The sequence below is a fragment of the Rhizobium sp. RAF36 genome (assembly GCF_052114105.1).
Taxonomy (GTDB): domain Bacteria; phylum Pseudomonadota; class Alphaproteobacteria; order Rhizobiales; family Rhizobiaceae; genus Rhizobium.
In genome coordinates this window covers 135,476-155,993 of the sequence record NZ_JBFREC010000008.1, presented here as the reverse complement: position 1 = coordinate 155,993, position 20,518 = coordinate 135,476, and the positions used below count along the sequence as shown (strand labels likewise).

General features: G+C 62.3%; 19 protein-coding genes. 7 read left to right on the top strand and 12 right to left on the bottom strand.

The window, feature by feature from the left end; genetic code table 11:
• Positions 1-13: 13 nt before the first annotated feature.
• Genes AB4Z25_RS24035 through bioB form a run of 5 tightly spaced genes read right to left on the bottom strand, consistent with a single transcriptional unit; the run spans position 14 to position 5,046 of the window.
• A complete protein-coding gene (locus AB4Z25_RS24035) occupies positions 14-1,003 on the bottom strand; it encodes a beta-ketoacyl-ACP synthase III (protein WP_442209539.1) in 990 nt (329 codons plus the stop codon).
• On the bottom strand, positions 1,000-2,271 hold the full coding sequence (locus tag AB4Z25_RS24030; RefSeq protein WP_442209537.1) for an adenosylmethionine--8-amino-7-oxononanoate transaminase: 1,272 nt from the start codon (positions 2,269-2,271) through the stop codon (positions 1,000-1,002). Before AB4Z25_RS24030 ends, AB4Z25_RS24035 begins: the two co-directional genes overlap by 4 nt.
• Positions 2,268-2,906: a dethiobiotin synthase gene (gene bioD, locus AB4Z25_RS24025; RefSeq protein WP_442209536.1), complete on the bottom strand. Its 639-nt coding sequence runs from the start codon at positions 2,904-2,906 to the stop codon at positions 2,268-2,270. Before bioD ends, AB4Z25_RS24030 begins: the two co-directional genes overlap by 4 nt.
• Entirely contained in the window at positions 2,903-4,048 is a 1,146-nt protein-coding gene (locus tag AB4Z25_RS24020; protein WP_442209534.1) for an 8-amino-7-oxononanoate synthase, read from the bottom strand. The genes bioD and AB4Z25_RS24020 overlap by 4 nt, the downstream gene beginning before the upstream one ends.
• Positions 4,045-5,046, bottom strand: coding sequence for a biotin synthase BioB (gene bioB / locus AB4Z25_RS24015; protein ID WP_442209532.1), 1,002 nt, complete (start codon positions 5,044-5,046; stop codon positions 4,045-4,047). The genes AB4Z25_RS24020 and bioB overlap by 4 nt, the downstream gene beginning before the upstream one ends.
• A gap of 196 nt (positions 5,047-5,242) precedes the next feature.
• Here bioB and AB4Z25_RS24010 point away from each other — a divergent pair, with 196 nt between their 5' ends.
• The 5 genes from AB4Z25_RS24010 (at position 5,243) to AB4Z25_RS23990 (ending at position 11,376) form a co-directional block, all read left to right on the top strand.
• A complete protein-coding gene (locus tag AB4Z25_RS24010; RefSeq protein ID WP_442209530.1) occupies positions 5,243-5,803 on the top strand; it encodes a helix-turn-helix domain-containing protein in 561 nt (186 codons plus the stop codon).
• Positions 5,804-6,007: 204 nt separating this feature from the next.
• Positions 6,008-7,378 carry an LLM class flavin-dependent oxidoreductase gene (locus tag AB4Z25_RS24005; protein ID WP_442209528.1) on the top strand — a complete coding sequence of 457 codons (1,371 nt, stop codon included), beginning with the start codon at positions 6,008-6,010 and terminating at the stop codon, positions 7,376-7,378.
• A 31-nt stretch (positions 7,379-7,409) separates the two neighbouring features.
• Positions 7,410-7,922 (top strand): flavin reductase, encoded by a 513-nt coding sequence (locus AB4Z25_RS24000; protein ID WP_442209527.1) that lies wholly within the window; start codon positions 7,410-7,412, stop codon positions 7,920-7,922.
• A 28-nt stretch (positions 7,923-7,950) separates the two neighbouring features.
• Complete coding sequence (locus tag AB4Z25_RS23995; protein WP_442209525.1) at positions 7,951-9,177, top strand: MFS transporter; 1,227 nt, start codon at positions 7,951-7,953, stop codon at positions 9,175-9,177.
• Positions 9,178-9,309: 132 nt separating this feature from the next.
• On the top strand, positions 9,310-11,376 hold the full coding sequence (locus AB4Z25_RS23990; protein ID WP_442209523.1) for a carboxy terminal-processing peptidase: 2,067 nt from the start codon (positions 9,310-9,312) through the stop codon (positions 11,374-11,376).
• A gap of 58 nt (positions 11,377-11,434) precedes the next feature.
• Here the strand turns inward: AB4Z25_RS23990 and AB4Z25_RS23985 are convergent, their stop codons facing one another.
• From AB4Z25_RS23985 to AB4Z25_RS23970, 4 genes are all read right to left on the bottom strand, one after another.
• Positions 11,435-11,926: a hypothetical protein gene (locus AB4Z25_RS23985; protein ID WP_442209521.1), complete on the bottom strand. Its 492-nt coding sequence runs from the start codon at positions 11,924-11,926 to the stop codon at positions 11,435-11,437.
• 103 nt (positions 11,927-12,029) lie between these two features.
• Positions 12,030-12,824, bottom strand: coding sequence for a transporter (locus tag AB4Z25_RS23980; protein WP_442209520.1), 795 nt, complete (start codon positions 12,822-12,824; stop codon positions 12,030-12,032).
• Positions 12,825-12,864: 40 nt separating this feature from the next.
• On the bottom strand, positions 12,865-13,653 hold the full coding sequence (locus AB4Z25_RS23975; protein WP_442209518.1) for a hypothetical protein: 789 nt from the start codon (positions 13,651-13,653) through the stop codon (positions 12,865-12,867).
• A gap of 27 nt (positions 13,654-13,680) precedes the next feature.
• Positions 13,681-15,609 carry a mechanosensitive ion channel family protein gene (locus AB4Z25_RS23970; RefSeq protein ID WP_442209656.1) on the bottom strand — a complete coding sequence of 643 codons (1,929 nt, stop codon included), beginning with the start codon at positions 15,607-15,609 and terminating at the stop codon, positions 13,681-13,683.
• 305 nt (positions 15,610-15,914) lie between these two features.
• On the opposite strand from AB4Z25_RS23970, the gene AB4Z25_RS23965 reads away from it, so the two are divergent.
• Positions 15,915-16,214, top strand: a complete 300-nt coding sequence (locus AB4Z25_RS23965) for a hypothetical protein (RefSeq protein ID WP_112515068.1) — start codon at positions 15,915-15,917, stop codon at positions 16,212-16,214.
• A gap of 127 nt (positions 16,215-16,341) precedes the next feature.
• Positions 16,342-18,081 (top strand): tetratricopeptide repeat protein, encoded by a 1,740-nt coding sequence (locus AB4Z25_RS23960; RefSeq protein ID WP_442209517.1) that lies wholly within the window; start codon positions 16,342-16,344, stop codon positions 18,079-18,081.
• A gap of 25 nt (positions 18,082-18,106) precedes the next feature.
• On the opposite strand, the gene AB4Z25_RS23955 is transcribed toward AB4Z25_RS23960, so the two are convergent.
• From AB4Z25_RS23955 to AB4Z25_RS23945, 3 genes are all read right to left on the bottom strand, one after another.
• Positions 18,107-18,370, bottom strand: coding sequence for a DUF982 domain-containing protein (locus AB4Z25_RS23955; RefSeq protein ID WP_442209516.1), 264 nt, complete (start codon positions 18,368-18,370; stop codon positions 18,107-18,109).
• A gap of 113 nt (positions 18,371-18,483) precedes the next feature.
• The gene (locus tag AB4Z25_RS23950) at positions 18,484-19,494 is read right to left on the bottom strand and encodes an HAD family hydrolase (protein WP_442209514.1); all 1,011 of its coding nucleotides are present in this window, start codon (positions 19,492-19,494) and stop codon (positions 18,484-18,486) included.
• A gap of 11 nt (positions 19,495-19,505) precedes the next feature.
• Positions 19,506-20,459: a formylglycine-generating enzyme family protein gene (locus AB4Z25_RS23945; RefSeq protein ID WP_442209513.1), complete on the bottom strand. Its 954-nt coding sequence runs from the start codon at positions 20,457-20,459 to the stop codon at positions 19,506-19,508.
• Positions 20,460-20,518 lie beyond the last annotated feature (59 nt).

Sequence of the window (20,518 nt, the reverse complement as noted above, 5' to 3'; positions counted from 1 at the left end):
GCGGGAAGGCCGGTCACGTCGCAAGAACGACTGCCCCGCCAGCCAGACCCGCGCCTGCCGCGGTCATCAGAAGATTCTCTCCTGGCGCGAGCGGCCGTCTGCTGTTCTCGACCGAGAGTGAAAGCGGTATGGTTGCAGCGGAAGAATTGCCGTATTCGGCGATCGTGCTGACGGCCCTGCTTTCCTCGATCGCTAGATTGCGGCGAATGGCATCCGAAAGACGCGCATTCGCCTGATGCGGAATGAAGCGGTCGATGGCTGAGACGGTCCCGACCGACTGGGCGACGGCTTGAAGCGACGTTCTTGTCATCAGATCGACGGCACGGGAGAAGACCTCGCGCCCGTCGCGCATCGACATCAGCACTTCGTCGCCCGGCGTCTGCCGCGTGAACGGTTTGGAGCTCCCGCCCGCCGGAATGCCGATCAGATCATAGCCGCTGCCATCGGACGCCAGCACGGCTGCCTTTAGGCCGCTTCGGCCATCACTGCAGGGCGCGAGCACGATGGCTCCCGCTCCGTCGGCGAAGAGCACAGCGCTGGCGCGTTCGGCAGGATTGATCCGGCGGCTGAGAATGTTGGCAGCGACGACAAGAACCGGCCGCCCCTGGGCGCGCACGAAACCATCCGCCAGCGTCAGCGCATAGAGAAAGCCGGAACAGGCGCCGGCAAGGTCGATCGCGCCGGAATTCCCGAGTCCGAGCTTGTGTGCCAGAAGCGGCGCAGACGGCGGCAGCAGATGATCCGGGGTCGAGGTCGCAAGCAGGGTGAGGGCCACATCGTCAGCTGCAAGACCGGAATTGCCGATCGCCATCCGGCCGGCTGCCGCGGCAAGGCCAGTCAGCGTGTCACCCTCGCTTGCCCAGTAGCGCGATCGGATGCCGGTGCGCCGTTCGATCCAGCCGTCCTCCAGGCGGAGCCGGTTTTCGATCTCCGCATTATGGACAATGCGCGACGGGACGGCGTGGCCGAAGCCTGCGAGCCTGGAGGAAAGAAGCGCCGTCACAACCCCACCTTTGCCAGCGCGAGCGAAGCCACCTCGTCGATGGCGTCATGGGCGGCAGCAAGGTCGGCCGCAGTCGTGCAATAGGGCGGCATCAGGTAGATGACATTGCCAAGCGGCCGCACGAGCAACCCGCGCTCGCGGAATAGCCGCCGCAGATGCGGGCCGGCCTCGGCAAGATAGCCGCCCGCGGGGACCACCAGATCCAGAGCTGCGATCGTTCCGCATTGCCTGACGCCCGTAAATCGCGGGTCGTTTTCGAAGCGTTTCAGGTGGGCCGAATGCTGCGCGGCCAGCGCGTCGATCCTTTCGTTGACAGGCTCGTCGCGCCAGATCTTCAGGTTGGCCACAGCCGCGGCACAGGCGATCGGGTTTGCCGTGTAGGAGCTCGAGTGAAAGAAGGTCTTGCGCCGGTCTGAGGACAGATGCGCCTCGAAAATATCCGGCGTGCAGAGCGTTGCCGCCAGCGGCAGGGCGCCACCGGTCAGGCCCTTCGAGGTGCAGAGGATATCCGGGCTGACGCCTGCCTGCTCGCAGGCGAAGCGGGTTCCAGTCCGGCCCCAGCCGGTCATCACCTCGTCGGCGATAAACAGCACGCCATACCGCCCGGCGATTTCCTTCAGAGAGGCGAGAACGCCGCTTGCATAGAATTTCATGCCGCCTGCGCCAAGCACCAGCGGCTCGATGAGAATGGCGGCGGTCCTTTCGGCGCGGCAGAAGCGTTCGAAAGCATCGAGTGTTTCCTGCTCGCGGCCGGCTTCGGGAAAAGGCAGGCGATCGACGCCGAAAAGCAGCGGTTCGAACGGGGCGTTGAAAACGCCGCGTTCTCCCGCCGACATCGTGCCGATCGTGTCGCCGTGATAGGCGTGTTCCATCACCACGACGCGGTCGCGTGCGATACCGCGATTGTGAAAGGTGCCAAGCGCCATCTTGATCGCGACTTCCACGGCGGTCGAGCCGCTGTCGGAATAGAAGACGTGCTGCAAACCGGGTGGAGCGAAGGCGAGCAAGCCTTCCGCCAGCGCTTCAGCTGGCTCGTGCGTGAATTCAGCAAAGATCACCTGGTCGTAGACCTCTGTCGCCTCGCGGATCGCGGCCATGATGGCCGGGTGGCGATGGCCATGGGTGATGACCCACCAGGAAGAGATCGCATCCAGAATACGATTGCCATCCTCGTCGTAAAGGTAGCTACCTTCTGTTTTGGCGACGCGCTTCATCGCTGGTTCGAGGGCGTGCTGGGTGAATGGGTGCCAGACGGGAGAGGGGCTCATGCGCAGTTCTCCAGCATCAGCCGTGCGTTGAAATTTTCTCGAAATGCCTGAGCGAGGCTTTCAGGCGTCAGATTGTCCAGCGTCGGCAGCCGCCCGAGAATCTCGACCTGCCCGATCGTCGCGATCGTCGCCTGCGTCTCGGCGTTCTCGGGCCCGATGAAGGCGACGCCGCAAATCGGGATGGCGCGGCGGCGCAGCGCCTCGAGAGAGAGCAGCGTGTGATTGATGGTGCCAAGTGCCGTTCGTGCGCAGAGAATGACGGGAATGCGCCACTGCGCGAAGACATCGGCAAAGACAGTGGTAGCCGTCAGCGGCACTAGCAGGCCACCCGCGCCCTCGATGACCAGCGGCCCTTTGCATTCGGGTGGCAGAAGCTTGCCGGTATCGATCTCGATCCCATCAAGCCGCGCGGAAAGATGCGGCGATAAGGGCGCTGTGAGACGATAGGCTTCGGGTACGATATGGCCTGATGGCAATTCGCTGAGCCGGGCGACGGTCTGGCTATCAGTCTCATCCTCGAGGCCGGATTGCACCGGCTTCCAGTAGTGCGCGCCGAGCGCACCGGCTAGGCCCGCCGCAAAGACGGTCTTGCCGATGCCGGTATCCGTGCCGGAGACCACGAAACGCGGTGTCATCTATTGTTTTCCTCCATGACGGCGGCGAGGCAATCGACCATGCGGGCGATCTGATCGCGGTCCGTATTCAGCGTGATCGACAGGCGCAGCCGCGCCGTGCCATCGGGTACCGTGGGCGGGCGAATGGCGCGGATGTCGAAACCATGATCCTGCAGACAGTCCGCAATTCGGACCGCCTGCGAATTGCCACCGATGATCACGGGCTGGATCTGCGATCCACTCGGCTGGACGCCAAGCCGACTCTTCAGTTCGTCGCCGGCGAAGGAAACCAGTTGCTGAAGGCTGATGCGCCGCTCCGGTTCATCCTCGACCATCCGCAGCGCCTCGCGCACGCCGGTCGCCATGAGCGGTGAGGGCGCCGTCGAATAGATGAAGGCGCGGGCGCGGTTGACGAGGTAGTCGGCAAGCGCCCGGGGAGCGGCAAGCAAAGCGCCGGAAACGCCGAGCGCCTTGCCGCAGGTATGAAGCGCCAGCACATTCTCCCGGCCCTCAAGCCCGGCCGCCAGCCCCCGTCCGCCTGGACCGAGCACGCCGGTCGCGTGCGCCTCGTCGATGACAAGAAAGCCGTCGTGACGTTCGGCAATGTCAGCAAGGGCCGCGAGCGGTGCGTGGTCGCCATCCATGGAATAGAGGCTTTCGACGGCAATCCAGGGATGGCCCCGGCCACCCTGTCTGCGCCATTTCCCGATCGCGTCGTTGAAGGCATCGGCATCGTTGTGGGCGACGGCGGTCGAAGCCGCCTTGCTGGCTTCGATGCCTTCATGCGCGCTCGCATGGATCAGCGCATCATGGACGATCAGATCCTCGCGCTTCGGAAGCGTCGAGAAAAGAGCGGAATTGGCGGCATAGCCGCTGCCAAAATAGAGCACGCGCTCCGCCCCGAAGAAGGCTGCTGCTTCGGTCTCCAGCGCCTCGTGTTCGGGATGATTGCCGCGTAGCAGCCGAGATCCCCCGGCGCCAACGGGAATGCCCCGCTCCATGGCCGCAGCGATCGCCGCCTTGAGACGTGGCGCACCGGCCAGAGCGAGAAAGTCGTTGGAGGTGAAATCGGCGCCGCGCTGCGGGGCCAGACGGCGCAGGCGTGTCTTTCGCTGCAGGCCATCCAGTGTCGCAATATAGCCGGCGAGTATCGCTGCGGTCACAGCGTCGGCTCCAGTTGCATTGGCGACAGGCCGAGGCGTCGGAAGAGCGCCGTGTCGTGGTCTTCGCCGGGATTATCCGTCGTCAGCAGCGTATCGCCGACGAAGATCGAATTGGCGCCGGCGAAGAAACAGAGTGCCTGCATTTCGTCGCTCATCTCCGTCCGTCCGGCCGAGAGCCGCAGGTGGGACGTGGGCATCAGAATGCGGGCGAGTGCTATCGTGCGGATGAAATCGATCGGGTCGACAGGGGCGGCATGTTCCAGCTTCGAGCCGGGGATCGCGATCAGCTGATTGATCGGAACGCTCTCCGGCGCCACCGGCAGGTTTGCGAGCGTCAGCAGCATGGAAATCCGGTCATCGACCGTTTCGCCCATTCCAAGAATCCCACCGGCACAGACCTTGATGCCGGCAGCCCTGACGGTCTCCAGCGTATCGAGCCGGTCTTCGAAGCTCCGTGTCGTGATGATTTCGGAGTAGAAGCGCTCGGACGTATCGATGTTGTGATTGTAGTAGTCGAGGCCCGCTTCTGCGAGCCTGTCTGCCTGCGTGGCCGAGAGCATGCCGAGCGTCATGCAGCTTTCCATGCCAAGCGCCTTCACGCCCTCGACCATGGCGGTCAGCGTGTCCAGATCGCGATCCTTCGGGCTGCGCCAGGCGGCCCCCATGCAATAGCGAGTCGCCCCGGCATTCCTTGCCTTGCGCGCCTCCGCGAGAACGCGCTCGACCTCCATCAGCTTCGACGCCTTCAGCCCGGTCGGATTATGCGCCGACTGACTGCAGTATCCGCAATCCTCCGCACATCCCCCCGTCTTGATCGAGAGGAGCCGGCTCATCTGCACGGCATTGGGATCGAAATTGGCGCGATGAACGGTTTGCGCCCGGAAGAGCAGATCATTGAAAGGCAAATTATAGATAATTTTTGCATCGTCTAACGTTTTGGTCGGTTTACGCGGAGCGTGGCGTGCTTCAAAGTCGGTATTCCGAACGATTTCTGGCATTAATCTCGCCTCAAGATTCAAATTGTGGATAGAAAATATATTTTATCGATAATTTGGCAAGCCGTAATTCCGGAGTGTGATTTCTGGCCGGTTGAGACGGAAGCTTGCCCGCTGGCTTTACTATCGTTAGCGCGGCTGCAGCCCCGCGGAACCCGAGTTGTTGCGGCGGCCGGTGGCACGCGTTAGTGATGTCGTCATGCTGGATAAAGTCGATGAGCGCCTCGGCGCGCGGGTGCGTATTGAACGGGAAATTCGCGGCTGGTCGCTGACCGAGCTCGCGAAACGTTCAGGTGTTTCCCGCGCGATGATCCACAAGGTCGAGCGCGGCGAGGCAAGCCCGACGGCAATGCTTTTGGCCCGTTTGTCTGGCGCTTTCGAGATCAGCATGTCGACACTGATGGTGCGTGCCGAGATGCAGGAAGGGCTGTTGCTGCGCAAGGACGACCAGCCGGTCTGGATCGATCCGGTTACCGGTTATGCGCGCCGCCATGTCTCGCCGCGATCGGTGACGCCGATCGATGTGATCGATGTCGATTTCCCGCCGGGCAAGGAATCGGGCTTTCCCGCCTCGTCCTATGCCAATCGCAAGCACCTCGTCTGGGTGCTAGCGGGCGAACTTGTCTTTATCGAAGGCGGCGTCCGCCATGGGATGCGGGAAGGGGATTGCCTCGAACTCGGCCCTCCCAGCGATTGCATCTTCCGGAATGAAACGGCCGAACCCTGCCGTTATGCGGTGATCGTTCTTCGTGAGGCCTGACCGAGCGGATCGTGCTACTATAGTGGTACGATCAGCATAGCGGAAAACGACGCCTGCTGCACTGGACAGCTTGCAGCGCCGGCTTCCTTCAGTCCCGTGTGCACGGAAATGCCGCCTTGACACAGATCGAATGTCCATCATATTGACATCAATAATCCACGATAGTGGACAACTGCGTGCCGTGATCAAGATAGGGAATCGATTATGCCTCGCCAGATCCATCTGAATGCCTTCGATATGGTCTGCCCGGGCCACATCCAGCAGGGCATGTGGACGCATCCGCGGGACCAGTCCGACCGCGTCAACGATCTGCAATATTGGATGGAATACGCGAAGAAGCTCGAATCCGGTCTGTTCGACGGCATCTTCTTTGCCGATGTCCTCGGTGTGTATGACGTCTATGGCGGCAGTCCGGATGCGGCGGTGCGCGGCGGGGTGCAGATCCCCGCCAATGATCCGACAATCGTCATTCCGGCTATGGCGGCGGTCACCAGGCATCTCGGTTTCGGCGTTACCTGCAATCTCACCTATGAGCAGCCGTTTCTGTTCGCCCGGCGGATGTCGACGCTCGATCACATGACCGGCGGCCGCATCGGCTGGAACATCGTCACCGGCTATCTCGACAGCGCCGCCCGCGCCATCGGCCTCAAGGGGCAGACCGCGCATGACGACCGCTATGATCTTGCCGACGAATATATGTCGCTGGTCTACAAGCTCTGGGAAGGATCCTGGGACGACGACGCTGTTATCGCCGATCGCCGGAATGCGATGTTTGCCGATCCGTCAAAGGTTCGCGTGATCCACCACGAAGGACCGCAATACAAGGTCGATGCGATGCATCTCTGCTCGCCGTCGCCGCAGCGCACGCCGGTGCTTTACCAGGCGGGGTCTTCGCCGCGCGGGCGCGAATTTGCAGCGACCCATGCGGAATGCGTCTTCGTCAACGGCCAGAAGAAAGAGGATGTCCGCGGTATCACCGCCGACATCAAGGCGCGGGCGCAAGCGAAAGGCCGGTCGGCCGAGGACGTCAAGGTGTTCCTGGGCGCCAGCCTCGTTCTCGGCAGGACCAATGCCGAAGCGAAGGAAAAGTTCGAGGAATACAAGCGCTACGTCAGTTCCGAAGCGGCGCTGGTGCATGCGGCCGCATCGCTCGGTATCGATTTTTCGAAATACGATATCGATGAGCCGATCGAGACGGGCAAGAGCCAGGCGATCGTCTCCAATGTCGAGATCATCAATAAGGCGGCGGGTCCGCAATGGACGCGCCGCAAACTTCTCGAGCAGATGGTGCTGGGCAGCCGCCAGACCCCATGGGTGGGCTCGGCCGAAGAGATTGCCGATATGCTGATCGGCTGGGGCGGCGAGACCGGCGTGGCGGGCTTCAATCTGTCGCGTACCGTTGCGCCTGAGAGCATCGAGGATGTCATCGATCTGCTGATCCCGGTTCTTCAGGAGAAGGGCGCCTACAAGACGTCCTATGCAGAAGGAACCTACCGCGAGAAGCTGTTCGGCACGGCACGCCTGCCATCGACCCATTCGGCCGCGCAATATCGCGGCGGAGCCGGCTCCCGGTAGCAGCTCTCAGCATCATCAGGAAGGATTGAACGTGGTCGAGAAAACTGCGTATCGCGATGCCATGGCCGGGCTTGCGGCTGCGGTGAATATCATCACCTCGGATGGAGCCGCAGGCCCTGCCGGCTGCACGGTCTCGGCCGTCTGTTCGGTGACCGACGAGCCGCCGACGCTGCTGGTCTGCATCAATCGCTCCAGCGCCAATAACGAGATCATCCGCCGGAACGGCAATCTCTGCGTCAATATTGTCTCCGCCGAGCAGAAAGAGATCGCGATGCAATTCGCGACGAAGGGATTATCGGTTAGCGAGCGCCTTGCCAATGCCAACTGGAGCACACTTGAAACCGGAGCGCTGGTGCTTGATGGCGCAGTCTCCGCCATCGATTGCGAGGTCGATTCCGTGTCAGAGGTCGGCACTCATACGGTTTTCTATTGCCGTGCGAGGGCGGTCCGCAATCAGCCGGGCCGCGATGGATTGATCTATTTCGGACGCGATTTTCATCGGGTGGCGACCAGGCCGGTCAATGCGGCCGGACCTGCGGCCTGACGCGATGCGCGGACTAACGACATCTGCCGTGGGCAATCCGTCGGCCAAGCCAGCCGGCCGCAAGGCCGTTTCGCTGGCGATCATCCTCGCGGCGCAGGTGGCGGCGATGAGCGTGTGGTTCTCGTCGAGCGCTGCAGTCGCCAGCATCAAGCAGCAATATGCGATCGGCGCTTCGCAGGAGGCGATGCTGACCACGGCCGTGCAGATCGGCTTCGTGGCCGGAACGGTCGTCTCGGCGCTTCTGTCGCTGGCGGACCGTTTCGATCCGCGGCGGCTGTTTGCGCTGTGCGCCGCGATTGCCGCCATTGCCACGGGCTGTCTCGTCTTCATGGCACCTGTCGGCCCCGGCGCGATCGCGCTGCGTTTCCTGACCGGCATCTGCATGGCGGGCGTCTATCCGGTTGGCATGCGCATGGCGGCTACCTGGGCAAACCGCGATCTCGGCCTGCTGATCGGTCTTCTGGTCGGCGCCCTGACGCTCGGCTCGGCCAGCCCGCATCTTCTGGCGGCGGCCGGCGATGTCGAATGGCGCGCAATCTACGGCGTGGCTTCGGGATCGGCGCTTGTGGCCGCTCTGCTGATCACCTTCGCCAAGCTTGGCCCCGGCATCCGCCGTGCGCCATCGGTCGATCTATCGAAGATCGCCGAAAGCTGGCGCCGGACGTCGTTGCGGCGCGTGAACCTCGGCTATCTCGGGCATATGTGGGAACTCTACGCCATGTGGGCCTGGCTGCCGGTCTTCCTGCATCAGTCGTTTGCGGCGCGCGGTCTTCAGAACGCCGACACCAAGGCGGCCTGGCTGACCTTCGCCGCGATTGCGGCCGGGGCGGCCGGCTCCTGGCTCGGCGGGATCGTCGCCGACAGGCGAGGCCGGACCTTCGTGACCACAACTGCGATGAGTGCCAGCGGCATATGCGCGCTGCTGATCGGCTGGCTCTATTCCGCGCCGCTGTTCCTGCTGGTGCCCGTGGCCATCATCTGGGGCATCACCGTGATTGCCGACTCCGCCCAGTTTTCGGCCTCGGTCGCGGAGCTTGCGGAGCCCGGCTCAGTCGGGACATTGCTGACGGCGCACACATGCGCGGGCTTTCTCTTGACAATGGTCAGCATTCACCTTGTTCCCGAGGTCCAGGCGTTGCTCGGCTGGCCGGGCGCCTTCACGATGCTTGCGCTGGGTCCCTTCGCGGGATGTGCCGCGATGTTGAGGTTGCGGCGCGACCCGGAAGCACGGTTTCTGGCCGGCGGCAGGCGTTAGCCGGCCTCCAGGTCACCGCCGTTTTCGATAGGAAACATCCGCAGAGACGATCCGCCCGGTTGCCAAAAAGCCATAATTGTTCCACCTACATCGGTCATTGATACGCGGCACAAAGAATTGGAACAGAGCTGAATGCGCATACAATACGGTTTATTCGGATTATTCCTTGCAATCGCGCCGTCCGCATATGCCCTGGAAGCTGCCTCGCCGCCTGTATTGGAGCCGCTAAAGCAGCAGGCCCAGGCTGCGCAAATGAGCGCGCAATTTCTGACCCGTTACAGCTACAGGCCCGTCGCACTCGATGATGCGCTGTCGGCCAAGATCATGGACCACTTCATCAAGTCGCTGGATCCGGACAGGATGATCTTCCTGAAGGCCGACATCGACAAGTTCATGGCTGACAAGAGCAAGATCGATGACGCGATCGAGAAGCAGAACCTGCAGATCCCGTTCACGATCTTCAACGTCTATGAGCAGCGCGTCGTCGATCGCATGAATTATTCGCGCGGCCTGCTGAAGCAGGGATTCGATTTCAGCGTAAAGGAAGACTATTCCGTACTGCGCGACAACGCCCCATGGCCGCAGTCCGAAGCCGAGTCCGACGATCTCTGGCGCAAGCGCGTCAAGAGCGACTGGCTGCGGCTGAAGCTTGGCGGCAAGGCGGACGATGCCATTCGCGATACGCTCGACAAGCGTTACGAAAACGCTCTGGAGCGCGCCTACAAATACAAGAGTGACGACGTCTTCCAGTCGTTCATGGACGCCTATACCAATTCCGTCGATCCGCACACGGACTATTTCGGCGCCTCGGCCTCTGCTGATTTCGACATTTCCATGAAGCTGTCCCTGGTCGGCATCGGCGCGGTCCTGCAGGAACGCGACGACTACACGACGATCCGCGAACTCGTGCCCGGCGGCCCGGCGCAGCTCTCCGGCAAGCTCGCCGTCGGCGACCGCATCATCGGCGTCGGCCAGGGCGAAAATGGCGCGATCAAGGAAGTGCTCGGCACGCGTCTCGACGAAGTCGTGCAGATGATCCGCGGCGAGAAGGACTCTGTCGTGCGTCTCGACATTCTGCCGGCTGAAGCCAGTGCCGACGGCAGCCATCACATCATCAGCCTGGTGCGCGACAAGATCAGCCTCGAAAAACAGGCGGCCCGCAAGGATATCCTCTCGGTCAAGGAAGGCGATGCCACGCGCAAGATCGGCGTGATTACGCTGCCGGCATTCTACGAGGATTTCGAGGCGCGTCGGAAGGGTGACCAGGACTACAAGAGCGCCAGCCGCGATGTCGCCAAGCTGCTCGAAGAACTGAAGCAGGACAATGTCGACAGCGTTCTGATCGATATCCGCAACAATGGTGGCGGCTCACTGTCCGAGGCGATCGACCTGACCGGCCTGTTCATCGGCAATGGCCCGGTCGTTCAGCAGCGCGGCACCGATGGCAAGGTCGTGGTCCAGAGCGCTGACTTCCAGGAGCCCCTGTGGACTGGTCCGGTGGGCGTGCTCATCAACCGCGGCTCGGCTTCGGCGTCGGAGATTTTCGCCGCGGCGATCCAGGATTACGGACGTGGTGTGATCATCGGCGAGCCGAGCTTCGGCAAGGGCACCGTCCAGACCGTCGTCGATCTCGACGAGATGGCGCATAACAGCAAGCCCAAATTCGGCGAGCTGAAGGTGACGATCGCCCAGTTCTTCCGCGTCAACGGCGGGACGACGCAGCTACGCGGCGTGACCCCGGATATCGCCTTCCCGGGTCTTTCCGACCCGAAAACCTTCGGCGAGACGAGCTATGATAACGCCCTGCCATGGACCGAAATCAAGCCTGCAAAATATAAGCCTTTCGGCGACATCAAAAGCGTGCTGCCACAGCTGCAGAGCCGCCATGATGCGCGCGTCAAGACCGATCCGGGCTACCAGAGCCTGATTGAGGACATTGCCGACCTGAAGGCGCAGCGCGACAAGGGGCTTATCTCCCTCAATGAGGCCGAGCGGCGCAAGGAACAGGCCGCCCGCGAGGCGCGCCTGAAGGCGCGCGCCGATGTCAGCGGCGAAGACACGGGTCCGGATGACGGCCTGCAGTCAAACGAGCGCAGCCTCAGTGCGGATATTGCGATCGAGAATGCCCGCAAGAAGGCGAAGGACGTGCTACTCGACGAAGCCGGCGCCATTCTTGCCGACGAGACGACCCTGAAATAGGCCTTTCAGGAGTCGAAGACACAATCGCGGGCGCGGCGAAAGCCGCTGCCCGCGCCTGTTATTTCCACTCCCACAGCTTCTTCGAACTGTGTGGGCGCGCCGAAACAATCGCGGCAGGATTGCCGGCGGCCGTGACATAGCGGGCAGCGTCCTCGGCATCGTTGACGCCGGCAAAGATCATCTTCATCGATTTCTTGAGGGCCGCACCTTTGACCCGGTGCTCAAAGCTGATCACCGCATGAGGATATTCCTCGTTGATGCTGATCATCGGATCGCCCGTCAGCGCGATGTGTTCCTGCATCGCCAGGAACGACAGGACACGATCCCTTGCCATGTCAGGCGCAACCGGCTTGTTGCCTGCTGGCGTTCGGGCATAGGCCATGGTGTCGATCTGGCCCTTGCGTTTGCGCGTCTCGTAAACCAGAAGGTTCGCCCCCATCGCCAGTTCGGCGTGGAGATCGAAGGTCTGGTACCGGTCGCTATTGCCGTGCAGATCGTCCAGGGCTGCCTTCAGATCCTGGATGTAATCGGTGTATCGCGATGCTGTCATGGGTCGTCCGCCTTCGATATTTGACCGCGCAATCGCATAGCGCCATCAGGCATGCAATAGGCGATGTCGATCAGGCAGGTGACAGACCGCTTCTCCTGCCCGCCTATTGCGGGAACAGGAACGTTATCCCGGCGCGGAAGCCCCAGCCGTTCGGTCCGTTCTCGGGCGCTTCGGCCCAGTAGCGGGCACCGACCTGGAAGCTCACCGGTTGTTCGCCGAACTTCAGGAGCTTTGCCACCGAAAAATTGATCGGCACGGCCCACTGGTCGTTCTTCCAGTCATAGGTGCTTTCGGTGTTAAGCGAGAAAGTCCAGGCGTCAGGGGTGGTGTAGGATATGAAGGGCTGCAGGAAGGTGGAGCTGATATCAGGGCGATCGCTGTTGCCTGCGACGGACCAGATGTGATTGGCGAGCGCGCCGTAGGTCCAGGGGCCATCCTGCTTCAGAACGACGGCGGTCGGGCCGAGCCCCCACTTGCCGCTGCCGAGCATCGTGTCCGTTGCGGTCGGCAGCAGAAAGACCGGGCCGGCGCCCCAGACGATGCCGCCCGGTCCCGGTTCCTTCGGCGAAAAGAAGAAGCTTTGGGTGATGTCGCCAAGGCCGAACTGGCTACCGGAATTGCCGGCAATATCGTTTTGCCAGATGACCGGCAGGATGGTTCGGGAAATGACGTTCCAGTCGTCGTTGATCGAAATGGGAATGACCGGCTGGATGTTCAGCACGGCCCTGTCGCCGTCGAGCGGGCCGTAACCACTGTCATAGTTGAATTGAAACGGCACGCTGATCAGCGAGGCGACCGGATTGGAAAGCTTCTTGGCGAGATCGGCATCCTGCGCCACAGCCGGTAGCGGGAGTGCCGCCGCAGCGGCCGCTGCGGCAAAGAGAATTCCTGGCTTCATGCGTTGGTCTCCGATTGGGATCTGCACTTCGCCGCAAGTTTCAGAACCGGATCGTCATGCCGATGATCGGGCCGTGCTGGATCATGTCGTAGGTGAAGCCGTCACTGCTGTAATCGACGCCCTGGGCGCGGTATCCGAGCACGGCTGACATGGTGTCGTTGAACTTGTAGCCTAGGCCGGCCAGCACATCCCAGTCGAGGTCGGCGCCGCCCGCACCAATCATCGCCCAGCCGGTCATGTAGACATTGTCGGTGAAGGAGTAGCTGCCCTTGAAACCAACAAGACCATCAACCCAGTTGGCGCTGTCGGTTCCCTCGAGATTACCGATCAGGCCGCCACTCAGGCGGATGGTGGTTTCGGCATGCCAGAAACGGGCACCCGCCAGGATGTCGAGGCGCGCCTGCGGGTCTTCGTAGATCGTATAGGCGGCGCCGAGCAGTGCCGTGAAGGTCACAGTCTTCAGATCAACGTCGTCGGCGATGATGCCGCGCGGCGTGGCAGAGTCGGTGGTTACCCTCGCATAGCTGATATCGGTGAAGATGCTGAAACGGTCGTAGCGGGCATCGCCTGCTCCCATGAACGCGAAATCCAGGGTCGAGATGATGTCGCCGAAATCCTGGCTGACATCCACGGTCGGCAAGCCGAACACCTGACTTTCTCCATCGAGACCGGCAATCCAGAAATAGGGAGAGAACGAGAAACTCCAGCCGTCGGGCCGCTCGGGTGATGGTTGCGGCGCTGTTACCGGCAGCAGATCGGCAGCACCCGCAGGCGCGGCGAAGGCGGCCAGTGCCGCAACACCAATGATAAATCGAATCTTGCTGTGCATGTGTCGTCCCCTCGGCCTTGGCCCTTGTCACACTTCTGCTGCCGCAGCCGCTTTCGCCTGCTGCGCTTTGATGGTGGCGGCGGCCGCGGCCGCTCCACCATCCCGCTCGTCGCCACCGACATTGACGGTCGGCTGCGCGAATTCGATGCCATTTGCCCTGAAGGCTTCCCGGATCCGCAGCTGTGCCTTGCGGCGTATGTAGGTCTGCATGCCGGGTACCGTGGTCATGCCGAAACCCAGCACGATGCCGTAGTCGCCGAATTCCTCGACGCCCTTCATCTTCAGGGGTTCGATGAAGAGCGGTCCGAGTTCGGGATCTTCGAGCAGTTCGGCGCCGATCTTCTTGGTCAGCTTGCGGGCCTTTTCGACATCGGTGTCGAAGCCGACGGAAATCCGGAATTTGTCGATCACCCAGTCGCGGCTCATGTTTTCGACCGCGCCGAGCTCGCCGAACGGGACGGTGAACACGGGGCCGCGGTGGTGTCTGAGCCGGACCGATCGCAGGCTGAAGCCCTCGACCGTTCCCTTGTAATTCTTGGCCTGGATGTACTCGCCGACCCGGAAGGCATCGTCGAGCATGTAGAAGACGCCGCTGATGATGTCCTTGACCAGCGTCTGCGATCCGAAGCCGAGTGCCACGCCGAATATGCCGGCACCAGCGATCAGCGGCCCGATCTCCACACCGAGCTGGGCGAGGATGATCAACGCCGCCATGACGGCAATCATGACGGCAAGCGCATTGCGCAGGATCGGCAGCAGCGTCCGGAAGCGGGCGCGCCGCGCTGTGTCGGCTGGCGTGGACGCAGCAGGCGCGGATGCCACAAGGTTTCCGTCGATCCAGCTCTTGGCCAGATGCCAGATCAGATCGGCGGCAAGCAGAACGACGACACTGCGCAGCAGGCCATAGAAGATCGCCGATACGATCGGATCGCGGTGGCCAATGGTTTCCGGGTTCATCTGCCAGACGATTGCCAGCCAGCCGGCGGCGATTGCGATGACGATCGCCCGGGCTCCGCGGACGACCAGCACATTTCGCAGACCAGCCCCGGTCGAGGTGAAGTGTTCGGCGACATTTCCTGCACCCCGCAGAATGCCGGGCAGGATGAGAGCGTAGAGGCCGAGCCAGAACAGGCCTTTCAGATCGAGACACCAGAGGATCCACATCGCAACCATCACGCCGGTGACGATCGCCTTTGCGGGTTTCGGCCGGCTCCATGCGGACCAGACGGCCTCAATTCCGAGCGCGAGAACGATGATCGAAAACACATAGGAGATCGCGTCCGTGACGGCGGGATCCGTGCCGAGCGGCGGGCCGAGCGCTGCCGTGGCGATGGCGAGCACGGTGATGCCGAGAAGGGTCCTGGCGCGCCGCCGCAGCCCTTCCGGCGCCGCGAGCGTGATCAGCACCGATCCGGTGCGATAGACGACGAACGCGCTGAGATAGACAAGCAGGGTGATGCGGGCAAGCGGCGGCCACTCGATTGCAAAGAAGATCACTGCCATGGCGCCGGCAAAGACTGCGATCGGGATCAGTGCGGCCGCTGCTCCCTCCCGCTGTCCGCGCATCCTGCGATAGAGCCATTCGGCGGCAAGGCCAATAGCGATGAGACCACCGAAAATAATGAAGACGGGGGCGTATCCGTGCGAGATCGCATCGGCACGCGTCCTGGCAGCCGTTGCGGCAATTTCAGACGGAATACGCGGGACGGCGGCGATGACCGTATCGATCCGCGCCCGCGTCTCGGACTCCCAGCTTGTGATGGGGGAGGCTGCAGTTGCCGATGGCGCCGGCGGGGCTGCGGCCGTCTTGCGGCTTTCGAGCCAGGCCTGGATATCGGGATCCTGGAGAAGTGCGACCAGATCGTTGATCTTCTTTTCGCTCGCCGGAATGGGCGTTTGTGCCTGCGCGGTGACGGAAAGGATCAGGAATACAAACAGCGCTGCCAGGCATTTGATCATGCTGCGGACGTCCCGTAGCAGACGCGGAAAATGCAGGCGGCAGGCGGCCGGGAAAGTCTGCCGCACTCCGGTCGAATCAGGGAAGCTGAGCTGGCATCCGTGAACCGCATCTGCACTCTCCTTGAACAAGACGTGCATCTAGCCAGCCGGTTCTCCGGCGCGGAAGTACGTTACTGTAAATGCGGGCGTAAATTCCGCGATCCGGGCGTAAACGCGGAGCGGTTTACGGTAACGTACTTCCGCGGCTTCTCAGACGGCGCATAATCCTCCCGTCAAGGTTGGCCCGGAGGCTGGATGGTGTGATGGACAAGAGCAGCGGCACCGGCATCAACGGTTCCGGAACCGCCCAGAGGGGTCTGTGGCGGCTGATGCTGAAGCTGCCTGCGATGCGCGGAAGGCTCCAGATTCTCGCTGCGACGTCACCGTCCATCACCGACCTGTTCGAGGCCTACGAAGAGGCCAGCCTCACCCTGGAACGGATGTCGAAGGACCGGCCCCGATCGCAATGTCCCCTCCGCGAAGAATACGAAACCGTGTGCGCTGAGATCGAATCCGATGTGATCCATTATGTTCTCGGGCACCCTTCCGGCGTGTCGGACTGACACAGGGTTCGCGTCAAAATCGATCAAGTTTCGGTTTCATTAGCGTTCGGCCTTGCAACTTCTTGCCATCTCGGCGATAAATTACTCTGTTCTACTTTAGCTTTGACAAGGTGTGCGAGGGGCAGCCATGAATGCTGAAGTACACGACTTGAAGGCTTGCGAGGTTTCCAAGGACGAAGCAAAGGTCGAACTTGAGCGTCTGCTCGCCGACCAGCGCTTCCGGGTCACCGAGCGTCAGAAAGACATTCTCAGATATCTGGCGGAGCGCCGCTTCAACGATTGCGACGAAGGGGTCAAGGCCTATTCGGTGGCGCTTGACGTGCTGGGGCGGCCGAGCGGTTTCGACGCCTCGACCGATCCGATTGTGCGCATCGAGATCAGCCGTCTGAGATCGGCGCTCGACGCCTATTATCAGGCCTTCGGCACCGCCAGTGGCGCCACGATCCATATTCCAAAAGGCATGTATATTGCTCTTTTCCCGGCGACACTCGTGCCGCACGAGCCGGATGACGAGCTGCATCCCGGGTTCGAGCCAGCCGGCGAAAGCGAACCGGCGGCGACGATTTCCGAGGCTATGGTGCAGGCAGTGCGCTCCCGCAGGTCGGTGCGTCTCGGAGGAGCCGCAGCTGCCGCGGTAATTGTCGCGGCGCTTGGTGGTGCGGCGAGCTTCGAGCTGCTGGCCGGGCAGCCTGCGATGACGGCAAAGCCGACCGTCTATATCCTGATGGAGGCCGCCGAAGGCCGCATGCAGGGCGAGGCCAGCCAGACGCGCGACACGCTGATGACGGCGCTGACCCAGTTTACGACGCTGACCGTCGCCAAAGCCAGCTATTCCGAGGTGCGGTCGGCGGGCCGCGCCGGCCGGAATTACGAGATCGACATCAAGTATTACGGCGATGCGGATGATCGCAGCGTCTGGTGGCAGATCGCCGACAGCGCCACGGGCGACCTGCTCCGGTCCGGCCTCGAACGGGTGGATATCAGCGGCAAGAGCCCGGCTGCCGTCCGCGAGGAGATGGCGGGCGCGCTGGCGCAGCGTTTTGCGGCTACGCGCGGCGTGATCAACAATATCGAAATCCATGAAACGCCCGATGATGCCCTTGGCAATGCCTGCGTGCTGCGGGCGGAATATGCGCTTGATGAAGGCGGCGCCGACCGCGTGTTGCGCAGCCGCGACTGCCTGGAAAGCAGCCTGTCTGCAGTTCCCGCCGACCCGGATGCAACGGCGCTGCTGGCGCGGATTCTGCTTGCAGGCAGGGGTGTCGCGTCCGACCCGTCTGTCCGATTGCGCGCGCTGGAGCTCGCGAAGGGTGCAGTCTCCTCGGCGCCGCTATCGGACAGGGCGCAGGTGGCTCTGATGACGGCGCAGTTCGCCGCAGGCCGGACCGAAGCGGCCGTCCGGGCCGGAAACCGTGCGGTGGAGCTCAACCCGAACAATGGCGATGCGGCGGCAAAGCTGGCGCTTGTCCTCTATCTCTCGGGTTTCAAGGACGCAGGTGTGGCGATGGCGCATGATGCCAGCCACGCCGTCGATGCAGCCCCGCGCGACGCCACCCTGGTGCTGGCGCTCGATGCCTACAAGACCGGGCGCTATTCGGAGGCGTCGCTTTTGTCCGAGCAGATCAACTGCACCGACTTCCTGGTCTCGGCGCTCCGGACCGCCGCCCTCGGCCAGCTTCATTCACCAGAGGCCCGCGAGCGCATGGCGGAGATCAGGGGGAAGGATTCTGATTTCGAGCGGAACTTCGCTGACAGGGTTGCCGTCTGGCGCCTTCCGCCAGACATTGCAGCGGAACTTGAGGCCGGTCTTGTGAAGGCGGGCGCCGATGTCGATCCGAATGCCGTGGCGAGTGTCGCCAAGCCCTAGGCAGGGCCATCGGCATTGCCGTTCGCTAGCTGGACACACGTTCATGAACGAAAAGATCGGCTGCATGCGCTGCGCGTAGAAACGCATCCCGCGCCTTCTCCGGTTCCTCGCCATTTTCGTAGACTTCCAGACAGAGGCGCAAGGCTTCGTCGCGCTCCGGCCCGAAATCCGGTTCGGGCCATTTGTCGATCAGGCAGTCGGCGGCTTCTTGCGTGGTCCGCACGACCTGCATGCCATGTGGCCGCGGCATCTCGATCGCGATCGGCTGTTTCCAGGGAGCGTTGTACATGGGCTCGTCCTCTCCGGCTGACCAAGCTTTACGAGAGGATGCGGCACTCGGATTAGTCGCCGGATCAAAATTCGGCGATTGGCCACACAGCAAAGGCATGGCCAATCGGATTGCTAAGGTGCGGATCCAAAGACTGTCTTCCAATCGGCTTTCATATCGACGACGAGCCAGTTGCGCCGCTCTGCCTCATCGAGCGCCTTGTCCAGCTTGCCGAAGGGTGATTGCCGGTCATAGGCATATTCGCGGTCGGCGTCGGTGTGGTGGACGATCATCGCGAAGCCCGGGCCTTTGGCAGCGGTCGTCCAGCGCATCATCTCGTAGTCGCCATCCGAATTGCCTGCAACGAAGATTGGCTTGCGGCCGATGAACTTGTTGATGCCGGCCGGCTTGCCCGCGCCGTCATCGACAAAATCGATCTTCGGAAGCCGCTTGAGGACAGGCACGTCGCCGACGATCGCATATTCCGTGGAGATGGTGCTGCCGACCACTTGCTGTGGCGGTATGCCATAGAGCTTCTCCGTGACCGGCCGCATGAATTCGACCCCGCCGCCAGAGACGATGTAGGTCGTAAAACCGTTGCTGCGCAGGTAATCCAGAAGCTCGCGCATCGGCAGAAAGGTCATATCGGTATAGAGCTTGCCGGTTTTCGGGTGCTTCGCGTTCGCAAACCAGTCGGTAACGATCTTGTTGAACTGATCTGTCGTCATGCCGGCATGCGTTGCCATCACAAGCTCGACGAGGCCGAGTTCGCCGCCTTTGGCGATGCCTTTCAAATCGCCATCGAGCACGCTCTTGAAGGGTTCCTTGGTTTTCCATTCGGGGTGCTGCGGCGCGAGCGTCTTCACGCGGTCGAGCGCAAAGCCGAGCTGGATATAATAGGGCTGCTCAGACCATAGCGTGCCGTCATTGTCGAACACCGCGATGCGGTCATCCGGCGCGACGTAGCCATCGTCGCCTTCCGTCACCGTTGCCTTCACGAAACTCATGATGCGGTTCTTGGCTGCCGTATCATTCCATGAGGCAAGTGGCTCCTGCGCGAAAACAGGCAGAACGCCGGCGATCGTCAGAATGAATGCGGCTAGCAGGGAAAAGAGGGTGGTATCGGCGTGACGCGTGCGGCTCATGCGGCTTCTCCTCACATGTGAACTCTCTTGATGCAGCGAAAGCCGACATGGCTGGTGGACGTATCCTCGGGTTCGGCATGGCGGGCCGCGGGCCGGTAGCGCCGGCAGTAGTTTGGCGCGCAGAGATGCGACCCGCCCTTGAGGACTCGCCGGGCTATGCGGATTGCCGGAAGCCGCGGGTCATAGCTCGCCCCGGCCTCGCCGCCTCTCGGGTTCTTCGGAATGCAGCAGGTCTTGCCAGCGGGCTCCGGATGCCGTGTGCTCCAGTAATCTGCAGTCCATTCCCAGACATTGCCGATCATGTCGTAAACGCCGTAGCCGTTTGCCGGAAACGACTGCACGCGTGAGGTGCGCTCCTCGCCCTTCCGCTTGTTCGATTGCGTCGGAAACGTTCCCTGCCAGGTGTTGGCCATCGGTTTTCCGCCGGGCATCAGCTCGTCGCCCCAGGCAAATTCCACGTCGTCGAGGCCGCCGCGCGCTGCAAATTCCCATTCTGCCTCTGTCGGCAGGTCGAGCCCGGCCCAGTCGGCATAGGCCTTGGCATCAGACCAGGCGACGTGGACAACGGGATGATCGAGCTTGCCGCGCAAATCGCTCAGGCCGCCGAGCGGACGCCGCCAGTCGGCACCGAACTTGAACGTCCACCACTGCGAGATATCGGGACCACTAACGCCTTTCGGCTGAACGAAAAGCAGCGAGCCGGGGCGCAGCATCTCCGGAAGGGCGCCCGGATAATCCTTTGGATCAGGCGCTTTCTCGGCCATCGTCACATGGCCCGTCGCCTTGACGAATGCCATGAATTTCCGGTTCGTCACCGGCGTGTCGTCGATCCAGAAACCATCGACCCTGACGGGGTGCGCAGGGGCTTCTTCGGGATAGTGGTCGTTGGACCCCATGGTGAAGCTGCCGCCGGGAATCCAGGTCATGCCCTCTGGTGCCGCAAGGCCGTCGAATGCCAAAGCCATCATCGCCTCCGCTTTCATCGGCTGCATGTTTGCGCGCGGCTTGGCCCGGCGTAAGTACG

Bases quoted from the DNA above. Each gene is read 5' to 3' on its own strand.
- AB4Z25_RS24030 (WP_442209537.1), bottom strand. From the start codon at position 2,271: ATGAGCCCCTCTCCCGTCTGGCACCCATTCACCCAGCACGCCCTCGAA.
- bioD (WP_442209536.1), bottom strand. From the start codon at position 2,906: ATGACACCGCGTTTCGTGGTCTCCGGCACGGATACCGGCATCGGCAAG.
- bioB (WP_442209532.1), bottom strand. From the start codon at position 5,046: ATGCCAGAAATCGTTCGGAATACCGACTTTGAAGCACGCCACGCTCCG.
- AB4Z25_RS24010 (WP_442209530.1), top strand. From the start codon at position 5,243: ATGCTGGATAAAGTCGATGAGCGCCTCGGCGCGCGGGTGCGTATTGAA.
- AB4Z25_RS24005 (WP_442209528.1), top strand. From the start codon at position 6,008: ATGCCTCGCCAGATCCATCTGAATGCCTTCGATATGGTCTGCCCGGGC.
- AB4Z25_RS23990 (WP_442209523.1), top strand. From the start codon at position 9,310: ATGCGCATACAATACGGTTTATTCGGATTATTCCTTGCAATCGCGCCG.
- AB4Z25_RS23985 (WP_442209521.1), bottom strand. From the start codon at position 11,926: ATGACAGCATCGCGATACACCGATTACATCCAGGATCTGAAGGCAGCC.
- AB4Z25_RS23980 (WP_442209520.1), bottom strand. From the start codon at position 12,824: ATGAAGCCAGGAATTCTCTTTGCCGCAGCGGCCGCTGCGGCGGCACTC.
- AB4Z25_RS23975 (WP_442209518.1), bottom strand. From the start codon at position 13,653: ATGCACAGCAAGATTCGATTTATCATTGGTGTTGCGGCACTGGCCGCC.
- AB4Z25_RS23965 (WP_112515068.1), top strand. From the start codon at position 15,915: ATGGACAAGAGCAGCGGCACCGGCATCAACGGTTCCGGAACCGCCCAG.
- AB4Z25_RS23960 (WP_442209517.1), top strand. From the start codon at position 16,342: ATGAATGCTGAAGTACACGACTTGAAGGCTTGCGAGGTTTCCAAGGAC.
- AB4Z25_RS23955 (WP_442209516.1), bottom strand. From the start codon at position 18,370: ATGTACAACGCTCCCTGGAAACAGCCGATCGCGATCGAGATGCCGCGG.
- AB4Z25_RS23950 (WP_442209514.1), bottom strand. From the start codon at position 19,494: ATGAGCCGCACGCGTCACGCCGATACCACCCTCTTTTCCCTGCTAGCC.
- AB4Z25_RS23945 (WP_442209513.1), bottom strand. From the start codon at position 20,459: ATGGCTTTGGCATTCGACGGCCTTGCGGCACCAGAGGGCATGACCTGG.